At 53.1% G+C, this 10,175-nt stretch carries 8 protein-coding genes; 4 read left to right on the top strand and 4 right to left on the bottom strand.

Going from position 1 to position 10,175, the window contains the following annotated elements:
- The 4 genes from ACW14G_RS20790 to ycaO form a co-directional block, all read right to left on the bottom strand.
- The coding region (locus ACW14G_RS20790) for a hypothetical protein (RefSeq protein ID WP_249927188.1) at positions 1 to 66 on the bottom strand (66 nt) is incomplete at its 3' end.
- 206 nt (positions 67 to 272) lie between these two features.
- Complete coding sequence (pflB, locus tag ACW14G_RS20785) at positions 273 to 2,555, bottom strand: formate C-acetyltransferase (protein WP_455648759.1); 2,283 nt, start codon at positions 2,553 to 2,555, stop codon at positions 273 to 275.
- A 56-nt stretch (positions 2,556 to 2,611) separates the two neighbouring features.
- Complete coding sequence (gene focA, locus ACW14G_RS20780) at positions 2,612 to 3,469, bottom strand: formate transporter FocA (protein WP_064548778.1); 858 nt, start codon at positions 3,467 to 3,469, stop codon at positions 2,612 to 2,614.
- Positions 3,470 to 3,875: 406 nt separating this feature from the next.
- Positions 3,876 to 5,636 carry a 30S ribosomal protein S12 methylthiotransferase accessory factor YcaO gene (gene ycaO / locus ACW14G_RS20775; RefSeq protein ID WP_163448502.1) on the bottom strand — a complete coding sequence of 587 codons (1,761 nt, stop codon included), beginning with the start codon at positions 5,634 to 5,636 and terminating at the stop codon, positions 3,876 to 3,878.
- Between the two features lie 127 nt (positions 5,637 to 5,763).
- On the opposite strand from ycaO, the gene ACW14G_RS20770 reads away from it, so the two are divergent.
- The 4 genes from ACW14G_RS20770 to cmk all read left to right on the top strand — a co-directional run bounded on the left by ACW14G_RS20770 (position 5,764) and on the right by cmk (position 10,024).
- On the top strand, positions 5,764 to 6,456 hold the full coding sequence (locus ACW14G_RS20770; RefSeq protein WP_249022090.1) for a DUF421 domain-containing protein: 693 nt from the start codon (positions 5,764 to 5,766) through the stop codon (positions 6,454 to 6,456).
- A 200-nt stretch (positions 6,457 to 6,656) separates the two neighbouring features.
- Complete coding sequence (gene serC, locus ACW14G_RS20765; RefSeq protein ID WP_249022089.1) at positions 6,657 to 7,745, top strand: 3-phosphoserine/phosphohydroxythreonine transaminase; 1,089 nt, start codon at positions 6,657 to 6,659, stop codon at positions 7,743 to 7,745.
- 71 nt (positions 7,746 to 7,816) lie between these two features.
- Entirely contained in the window at positions 7,817 to 9,100 is a 1,284-nt protein-coding gene (aroA, locus tag ACW14G_RS20760; protein WP_249022088.1) for a 3-phosphoshikimate 1-carboxyvinyltransferase, read from the top strand.
- Positions 9,101 to 9,340: 240 nt separating this feature from the next.
- Complete coding sequence (cmk, locus tag ACW14G_RS20755; RefSeq protein ID WP_064548793.1) at positions 9,341 to 10,024, top strand: (d)CMP kinase; 684 nt, start codon at positions 9,341 to 9,343, stop codon at positions 10,022 to 10,024.
- Positions 10,025 to 10,175: the final 151 nt, after the last annotated feature.

The raw sequence follows: 10,175 nt of genomic DNA, 5'->3' as shown, positions 1-10,175 counted from the left end.
GCGGATGCCCGGGCCATCAACGGTGCCACAGGATTCAAAGGAGTGAATGCGACCAGTTACAGACATTGCAGTGTTATCTCCAGTTCTTCCCTGCGTCCGGCAGGGTGACGATCATGATTTCAGGCCGTCTTGAGTTTATTTTGCTTGTTAACCTGATTATAGAAGTTAGCAGGCAAAATAGGCTCGGAGAGCGTAGAGCACTTATAAGAAAGGCCCCACTGACGTGGAGCCTTTATTGTACGCTTTTTAAATCGCGATTTCAGTCAAATCCATTACATGGACTGAGTGAAGGTACGGGTGATAACGTCCTGCTGCTGTTCTTTAGTCAGGGAGTTAAAACGTACTGCGTAGCCAGATACGCGGATGGTCAGCTGCGGATATTTTTCCGGGTTTTCCATCGCGTCGAGCAGCATTTCACGGTTCATGACGTTCACGTTCAGGTGCTGACCACCTTCGATGGACGCTTCGTGGTGGAAGTAACCATCCATCAGACCAGCCAGGTTGGTCTTACGAACTTCGTCGTCTTTACCCAGTGCGTTCGGAACGATAGAGAAGGTGTAAGAGATACCATCTTTCGCGTAAGCAAACGGCAGTTTCGCAACGGAGGTCAGAGAGGCAACAGCACCTTTCTGGTCACGGCCGTGCATCGGGTTAGCACCTGGACCGAACGGCGCGCCAGCGCGACGACCGTCTGGGGTGTTACCGGTTTTCTTACCATAAACCACGTTAGAGGTGATGGTCAGAACAGACTGAGTCGGGATAGCGTTACGGTAAGTAGTCAGTTTCTGAATTTTCTTCATGAAACGTTCTACCAGGTCAACCGCCATGTCATCAACGCGAGGGTCGTTGTTACCAAACTGCGGGTATTCGCCTTCGATTTCGAAGTCGATAGCCAGACCGTCTTCGTCACGAATCGGTTTAACTTTCGCATATTTGATTGCAGACAGGGAGTCAGCAGCAACGGACAGACCAGCGATACCACACGCCATGGTGCGGATAACGTCACGGTCGTGCAGCGCCATCAGAGAGGCTTCGTAGCTGTACTTGTCGTGCATGTAGTGGATAACGTTCAGCGCGGTGACGTACTGTTTAGCCAGCCAATCCATGAAGTGATCCATGCGGTCCATAACTTCGTCGAAGTTCAGAACGTCGCCTTTGATCGGTTCAGATTTCGGACCAACCTGCATTTTCAGTTTTTCATCAACGCCGCCGTTGATTGCGTACAGCATGGTTTTCGCCAGGTTTGCACGCGCACCGAAGAACTGCATTTGTTTACCAACGATCATCGGGCTTACGCAGCAAGCGATAGCGTAGTCATCGTTGTTGAAGTCCGGACGCATCAGGTCATCGTTCTCGTACTGCAGAGAAGAGGTATCGATGGACACTTTCGCGGCGAATTTTTTGAACGCCAGCGGCAGTTTTTCAGACCACAGGATGGTGATGTTCGGTTCCGGAGACGGACCCATGGTGTACAGGGTATTCAGGAAACGGAAGCTGTTTTTGGTGACCAGGGTACGGCCGTCAACGCCCATACCACCGACGGATTCAGTTGCCCAAATCGGGTCGCCGGAGAACAGTTCATCATACTCAGGGGTACGCAGGAAGCGAACCATACGCAGTTTCATGACCAGGTGGTCAATCATTTCCTGAGCTTCTTGTTCGGTGATTTTGCCTGCTTTGATATCACGTTCGATGTAAGCATCCAGGAAGGTGGATACGCGACCGAAGGACATTGCTGCGCCGTTCTGAGATTTAACCGCGGCCAGGTAGCCGAAGTAAGTCCACTGGATAGCTTCCTGAGCGTTGGTAGCCGGACCAGAGATGTCGTAGCCGTATTTAGCAGCCATCTCTTTGATCTGACCCAGCGCACGGTGCTGTTCAGAGATTTCTTCACGCAGACGAATAGTCGCTTCCAAGTTCACACCGTTTTCCAGATCAGACTGGAGAGAGGAGAACTGAGCGAATTTGTCTTTCATCAGGTAGTCGATACCGTAAACGGCGATACGACGGTAGTCACCGATGATACGGCCACGGCCGTATGCGTCTGGCAGACCGGTCAGAACACCGGATTTACGGCAGCGCAGGATGTCCGGAGTATAAACGTCGAACACGCCCTGGTTGTGGGTTTTACGGTATTCGGTGAAGATTTTTTTGATGGTCGGGTCCAGCTCGCGGTTGTACGCTTTGCAGGAACCTTCGATCATTTTGATGCCGCCGAACGGGATAAGCGCACGCTTCAGCGGAGCTTCAGTCTGCAGACCAACAATTTTTTCCAGCGCTTTGTTGATGTAACCAGCGTCGTGGGAAGTGATGGTGGAAGCTACGGCGGTGTCAAAGTCAACTGGCGCGTGAGTGCGGTTTTCCAGTTTAACGCCTTCCATAACGTTGTCCCACAGTGCTGTGGTCGCGTCAGTTGCGCCAGCCAGGAAGGACTCGTCACCCTCATACGGAGTGTAGTTTTTCTGGATGAAGTCACGTACGTTTACTTCATTCTGCCAGTCACCTTTCGCAAAACCTTCCCAGGCTGTGGCTAACTTTTCATTAAGTTCGGACATGTAACACCTACCTATCTTAAGTGGACTTTTTATTTACTGCCTGGAGCAACCATCAATTAATGACGGTCGCCGCCACGCAGGTAAATGACCCAGTATGTCAACCCAACCAGCAAACCGCCGCCGATGATGTTCCCGATGGTTACCGGAATCAGGTTATCGGTGATGAAGTGCATCACGGTCAGGTGAGAGAAACTGTCCGGAGTCGAACCGATAGCGGTCCAGAATTCCGGGCTAGCAAAGTTGCGTATTACGATACCCATCGGGATCATAAACATGTTTGCGATACTGTGCTCAAAACCGCTGGCGACGAACATGGCAACCGGTAAAACCATAATCATGGCTTTATCCATCAGGCTGCGGCCAGAGTAGCTCATCCAGACTGCCAGGCAGACCATCAGGTTCGCCAGGATGCCGAGAGCGACGGCTTCGATAAATGTATGGTGCATTTTGTGGTCAGCGGTTTGCAGGACGTTTAGCCCCCATCCGCCGTTGGCTGTCATGTATTCACCGGACAACCACATCAGCAACACGAACAGCAGCGCGCCGATCAGGTTACCAACATAGACGTTAAGCCAGTTTTTTGCCAGTTGACCCCAGGTGATTCGGCCGCTGGCTTTCGCCACAACGATGAGGACGGTCGATGTAAAGAGGTCAGCGCCACAAATTACGCAAAGAATTAAGCCAAGCGAGAAACAGATACCGCCAATCAGCTTAGCAATGCCGAACGGCATGCCCGCTGTACCTGTGGTTGCGGTAATGTAAAAAACAAAAGCAATCGAGATAAAGACGCCCGCAGTAATCGCCAGATAAAAGGTTTTCAGCGGATGCTTGGTTGCTTTATAGACACCTGCTTCTTCGGCAACTTTGGCCATAGCGGCAGGAAGGAGTAGATCAAAAGGGTTGTCAGCTTTCACACTAACTCTCTCTTTTTATTTAATCGGCGACGAGATACTAACAAAGCATTATAGATGAGAATTTGATGTAGATCATATCTCACCTGGCTAATAGGCCTGAAGAACGCGTGGTTTTTCAACAATCCCTTGCTAACGATATGAATAATAAGGTGAAAATAAATTTTAAGATTTACAAATTCAGTTGAATTTTTTCTTTTACCTTCATTTTATTGGTTAATTAAAATGGAGTAATGATCGTGAAATTTAACAATAAAAGTAAGCTACTAATTATAGTGTTTACTTATGTTTAACTTTATTTTCACAGAATCACGAAGCGAAACGTTGAAATATAAAAAAGGGGCCAGCAAGTGGCCCCGTAATATAGCCCAGGTCGTCGATTAAACCTACTATTTATATGGAGAAACGATCACTTCGCCCAGAAAGCGGCTTTTGCGCGCTGCAGTTTCTCGTAGGCCTGTAACAGCGACTGATGGGCCGGGAAGGCCTCCAGAGAACCGTCAACCGGCTGTAGGCCATAGAATGCCTCTTCGCCGCTCAGCGCCGCGCTGGCGGCTTCCACCGCATCGGCGCCGTACATACGGACAAACGCGTTCAGATACTGCAGGGGCTCACGTTCTTCTTCCTGGGACAGCAGCAGCAGCGTTTGCAGGCAACGGTAGTAGTTGGCGCGCTCGGCGCTGAATACCGAGGCGTTGAACTCCATGGTCCATTCCGTCCAGATCAGCGCCTGTTCCAGGTCGCCGCCCGCCAGTGCCAGCATGGCTTTCAGTTCGCCAATACGCAGGGTGTACCAGCCGTTGTTTGGACCGGTCGCCAGACCCAGCAGTTCGCGCACGCGGGTAAAGTCGTCCAGCCCTTCATCGTCGAGCTGCTCGATCAGATTCAGGTACTCTTCTTTCTCCCACTGGCTGCCCGGCAGGGAGAGGATCGTTTCGCGCAGATGGCTACCCATATTGTTGTTTGCCAGCCACAGATCTTCAGCAGGATAAATATCGGACATGCCCGGTACGATGATGCGGCACGCGTAGACGCCAAGGTGCTCGTAGTCGGCGATGTACACTTCTTTATCTTCTTCTTTGAAGATAGCCATCAGCGTAGCGAACTCTTCTTCGGTTGTGCCGGAGAAGTTCCAGTCGGCGAACGGATAGTCGGCGTCCTGCTTGAACATATCCCAGGAGATCAAACCGCTGGAGTCAATGAAGTGGGTTTCCAGGTTGGTATGCTCAGCCACTTCTTCGTCATCGAAGGTCGGCGGCGTGAACACGTCGAGATCTTTCAGACCACGACCCTGTAGCAGCTCGGTTACCGTACGCTCCAGCGCGACGCCAAAGTCCGGATGCGCGCCAAAGGAAGCAAAGCAGGTACCGTTTGCCGGATTGAACAGCACGACGCAAATCACCGGGTATTTGCCGCCCAGAGAGCCGTCGTAGGCGAAGATCGGGAAACCTTCCGCTTCCAGCGTTTTGATGGATTCCACCACACCCGGATAGCGTGCCAGCACTTCGGCCGGAATCTCCGGCAGGCTGATACTTTCCGCAATGATGCGGTTTTTCACGTGGCGTTCGAACACCTCCGACAGACCCTGAACGCGGGCTTCGTTACGGGTGTTGCCCGCCGACATGCCGTTGGAAACGTACAGGTTCGCGACGATGTTCATCGGGATATAAATGGTTTCACCATCGGACTGACGGGTAAACGGCAGGCCGCACACGCCGCGATCGTCGTTGCCGGACTGCAGGTCGACCAGCATGCTGGCGGTCAGCTGATCGTCAGGATCGTAGAACGCACGCAGACGCGCGTCGAGCAGGCCTTCCGGCACTTCGTCGTCATCGGTCAACGGGAACCATTTTTCGTTCGGGTAGTGAACGAACGGATCGTTGGCGATTTTGTCGCCCAGCCAGAAGTCGGCGAAGAAATAGTTGGTTGACAGACGTTCGAAGTACTCGCCCAGCGCGGAAGCCAGCGCCGCCTTTTTGGTCGCGCCTTTGCCGTTGGTAAAGCACAGAGAGCATGCCTTATCACGAATATGCACCGACCAGACGTTAGGAACCGGGTTCAGCCAGGAGGCTTCTTCAATATCGAAGCCCAGATCGAGCAGCTTTTGCTGGAAGCGAGCGATGGAATCTTCCAGTGCGGCATCTTTGCCGGGAATATAGGTTTGCGTCATAGCAATCTCTTTTGTCGTACGGAAAGCGCGCAATGATACGGGTTTTGCGTGACGGGTGCTATCTTCGGCGAAAATAAAAGGGGCAGCTATGCTTACTGACGATAACCTACTGTTAAGGCGTCGAAAAATGAAAGCATTTGATCTTCAACGGATGGCATTTGATAAAGCTCCCCCTGAATTTTTAGGTGAAGTGGCGCTAAGGTGCCTCTTTACTTTCGTATTGGTTTTCTTGTTTCTCAAAATTACCGGGCGCCGCGGCGTTCGCCAGATGTCGCTCTTTGAAGTGCTGATTATCCTGACGTTGGGGTCGGCGGCGGGAGACGTGGCGTTTTATGATGATGTCCCGCTGGTACCGGTATTGGCCGTTTTTGTCACTCTCGCGCTGTTGTATCGGCTGGCGATGTGGCTGATGTCGAAAAGCGAGAAAGTGCAGGATCTACTCGAAGGCAAAGCGATTGTCATCGTGAAAGAAGGCCAACTGGCCTGGGAGAACGTGCGGCGAGCGAATCTGACGGAGCTGGATTTTTTTATGGCGCTGCGTCTTAACAGTATTGAGCAACTTGGGCAGGTCCGCCTGGCGATTATGGAAACCGACGGCCAGATTAGCGTGTTTTTTTATCCCGACGATGAGGTAAAACCTGGCCTGTGTATCTTACCCGATAGCCTGACCCAGCGATTTAAAGCGGTGCCTGAGCCGGGAGAGTACGCGTGCGTCCGTTGCAGCTATGTTGTCGGCCTACAGGCGGGGGAGCGCCAATTATGTCCGCGCTGCGCAAATCCGGCATGGACGAAGGTGAGCAGGGCGAAACGCATTGCCTGACAGCGATTTTGTCGGTTTTGTACCGGCAAGACGGCAGAATCTATTGTGTGATGAACGGCGCATTTCGGCGGCAGAAAGTTTTAGACATTGCGGCGCGTGTCACTGAATGATAAAACCAATAGCCACAGGAATAACTTATGCCCACGCGTTGATGACGCGCGAGGCATGCGGTCAGACAACATTGCAATGTGGTGAGGGTTATGGCTCAGGTCTTTAATTTCAGTTCAGGTCCGGCGATGCTTCCGGCAGAAGTTCTTAAACTGGCGCAGAAAGAACTTTGCGACTGGAACGGGTTAGGTACGTCGGTAATGGAAGTCAGCCATCGTGGTAAAGAGTTTATCCATGTGGCGGAGGAAGCAGAAAAAGATTTCCGCGACCTGCTTAATATCCCTTCCAACTACAAAGTACTGTTCTGCCACGGCGGCGGACGCGGTCAGTTTGCCGGCGTTCCGCTGAACATTCTGGGTGACAAAACCACTGCCGACTACGTCGATGCGGGCTACTGGGCGGCAAGTGCGGTAAAAGAAGCCAAAAAATACTGCACCCCGAACGTTATCGACGCGAAAATTACCGTCGACGGCAAGCGTGCGGTTAAACCGATGCGCGACTGGCAGCTTTCCGATAACGCGGCCTATCTGCACTACTGCCCGAACGAAACCATTGACGGCATCGCGATTGAAGAGACGCCGAACTTTGGTAAAGACGTGATCGTTGCCGCTGACTTTTCATCGACCATTCTCTCTCGCCCGCTTGACGTCAGCCGTTACGGCGTTATTTACGCAGGCGCGCAGAAAAACATTGGCCCGGCGGGCTTAACGCTGGTCATCGTGCGCGAAGATCTGCTGGGTAAAGCCCACGTGGCTTGCCCGTCGATTCTCGACTACACCGTGCTGAACGACAACGACTCCATGTTCAACACGCCGCCGACCTTCGCCTGGTATCTGGCGGGTCTGGTCTTCAAATGGCTGAAAGAGCAGGGCGGCGTTGCGGCCATGGACAGCATCAATCAGCAGAAGGCCGATCTTCTGTATAACACCATTGATAGCAGCGATTTCTATCGCAACGACGTGGCCAGCGCCAACCGTTCACGCATGAACGTGCCGTTCCAGCTAGCCGACAGCGCGCTGGACAAAGTGTTCCTCGAGGAATCCTTTGCCGCCGGCCTGCATGCGCTGAAAGGCCACCGCGTCGTGGGCGGGATGCGCGCATCCATCTATAACGCTATGCCGCTGGCTGGCGTACAGGCGTTAACGGAGTTCATGCAGGACTTTGAACGTCGCCACGGTTAATTTTATTTTTTGTTCATCCCCACAGCACCTGTCTGTGGGGTTTTTACTTCTGCTTTTGAGAGTTGAGTTTCATGGAATCCCTGACGTTACAACCTATCGCGCGCGTAGACGGCACGATTAATCTGCCTGGTTCTAAAAGCGTGTCGAACCGTGCGCTGCTGCTGGCGGCGCTGGCGCGTGGCACCACCGTCCTGACAAACCTGCTGGACAGCGATGATGTTCGCCACATGCTGAACGCGTTGAAAGCGCTGGGAATTCACTACACCCTGTCTGCCGATCGTACCCGCTGCGAAGTGACCGGCAACGGCGGCCCGCTGCAGGCGCCCGGCGAGCTGGAGCTGTTCCTGGGTAATGCCGGCACCGCCATGCGTCCGCTGGCTGCCGCGCTGTGCCTCGGCGCAAACAATATCGTGCTGACCGGCGAACCGCGCATGAAGGAGCGTCCGATTGGCCACCTGGTCGATGCCCTACGTCAGGGCGGTGCGCAAATTGAGTATCTGGAGCAGGAAAACTACCCGCCGCTGCGACTGAAGGGCGGTTTTAACGGCGGTAACGTTGAGGTTGATGGCAGCGTTTCCAGCCAGTTCCTGACCGCGCTGCTGATGACCGCACCGCTGGCGCCGCAGGACACCACCATTAGTATCAAGGGTGACCTGGTCTCCAAACCGTATATTGATATCACCTTGCACCTGATGAAAACCTTCGGTGTTGAAGTTGAAAACCAGAATTACCAGCGCTTCGTCGTGAGCGGTAATCAGCAATATGTGTCTCCTGGACAATATCTGGTAGAAGGCGACGCCTCTTCAGCTTCTTACTTCCTTGCGGCCGGGGCGATTAAAGGTGGCACCGTGAAGGTGACCGGTATCGGCCGCCACAGCGTACAGGGCGATATTCGCTTTGCTGACGTGCTGGAGAAAATGGGCGCAACCATCACCTGGGGCGATGACTACATTGCCTGCACCCACGGCGAGCTGAACGCAATTGACATGGATATGAACCATATCCCTGACGCGGCGATGACGATTGCCACCGCGGCGCTGTTTGCCAAAGGCACGACGACGCTGCGTAACATCTATAACTGGCGTGTGAAAGAGACTGACCGCCTGTTCGCGATGGCGACCGAACTGCGTAAAGTGGGCGCTGAAGTTGAAGAAGGTGAAGACTATATTCGTGTGACACCGCCTGCGACGCTGAATTTTGCGGAAATCGGCACCTATAACGATCACCGTATGGCGATGTGTTTCTCGCTGGTGGCGCTGTCGGATACCCCAGTCACCATCCTTGACCCGAAATGTACGGCGAAAACGTTCCCGGACTATTTCGAGCAGTTGGCGCGTATTAGCACCCTGGCTTAGTGCTTTCTCTCATGTCAAACGCCGGCCTGATGTCGGCGTTTTTTTCGGACTTTTTGCGGCTAAAAATTAAATCATTGCCACTTTCCGGGCTAGCTCACGCCAGGCCCACTATACTTGTCTATTCTCCTGCTATTGATAGGGCTAATTCTGGAATTCGCAGACAAAGGTAACCGTCTGGCGCAGAGATGCGTATAATGCGCGGCGTTTACGTTATGTATGCCTTTTATTAAGGAGAGTGAGATGACGGCAATTGCCCCGGTAATTACCATTGACGGCCCGAGCGGCGCAGGTAAAGGCACGCTGTGCAAAGCGATGGCAGAAGCATTGCAATGGCATTTGCTGGACTCCGGCGCTATCTATCGCGTGCTGGCGCTTGCGGCGCTGCATCACCATGTTGATGTGAACTCGGAAGACGCATTGGTTCCGCTCGCGGCGCATCTGGACGTACGTTTTGTCTCTACTGATGGCGCGCTGGAAGTTATCCTTGAAGGGGAAGACGTTAGCGGCGAAATTCGCACTCAGGAAGTGGCTAACGCCGCTTCACAGGTGGCTGCCTTCCCGCGCGTGCGTGAAGCGCTGCTGCGTCGTCAGCGCGCTTTCCGCGAAGCGCCGGGCCTGATTGCCGACGGCCGCGACATGGGCACCGTGGTGTTCCCGGACGCCCCGGTCAAAATCTTCCTCGATGCCTCATCGGAAGAACGTGCGCAACGCCGCATGCTACAGTTGCAGGAAAAGGGCTTTAGTGTTAACTTTGAGCGCCTTTTGGCAGAGATAAAGGAGCGAGACGACCGCGATCGTAATCGTGCCGTTGCGCCGCTGGTTCCTGCCGCCGATGCTTTAGTGTTGGATTCCACCACCTTAAGCATTGAGCAAGTAATTGAAAAAGCGTTAGACTATGCGCGCCAGAAATTGGCAATCGCGTAAGACGCGACCGAATTTGCAGTACCCCCGTTGCAAAGGATTGACAGCGGGTATGTGAAACAACCCCATCCGACAAGGTGTCAGGTGGACGTTAATATTAACCTGAAGATTAAACATGACTGAATCTTTTGCTCAACTGTTTGAAGAATCCTTA

It is taken from the genome of Kluyvera sp. (genome assembly GCF_965301105.1).
Note: the sequence above shows the minus strand (reverse complement) of the source record. Positions and strands in the feature narration are given on the sequence as shown.

Bases quoted from the DNA above. Each gene is read 5' to 3' on its own strand.
- pflB (WP_455648759.1), bottom strand. From the start codon at position 2,555: ATGTCCGAACTTAATGAAAAGTTAGCCACAGCCTGGGAAGGTTTTGCG.
- ycaO (WP_163448502.1), bottom strand. From the start codon at position 5,636: ATGACGCAAACCTATATTCCCGGCAAAGATGCCGCACTGGAAGATTCC.
- ACW14G_RS20770 (WP_249022090.1), top strand. From the start codon at position 5,764: ATGAAAGCATTTGATCTTCAACGGATGGCATTTGATAAAGCTCCCCCT.
- serC (WP_249022089.1), top strand. From the start codon at position 6,657: ATGGCTCAGGTCTTTAATTTCAGTTCAGGTCCGGCGATGCTTCCGGCA.
- aroA (WP_249022088.1), top strand. From the start codon at position 7,817: ATGGAATCCCTGACGTTACAACCTATCGCGCGCGTAGACGGCACGATT.
- cmk (WP_064548793.1), top strand. From the start codon at position 9,341: ATGACGGCAATTGCCCCGGTAATTACCATTGACGGCCCGAGCGGCGCA.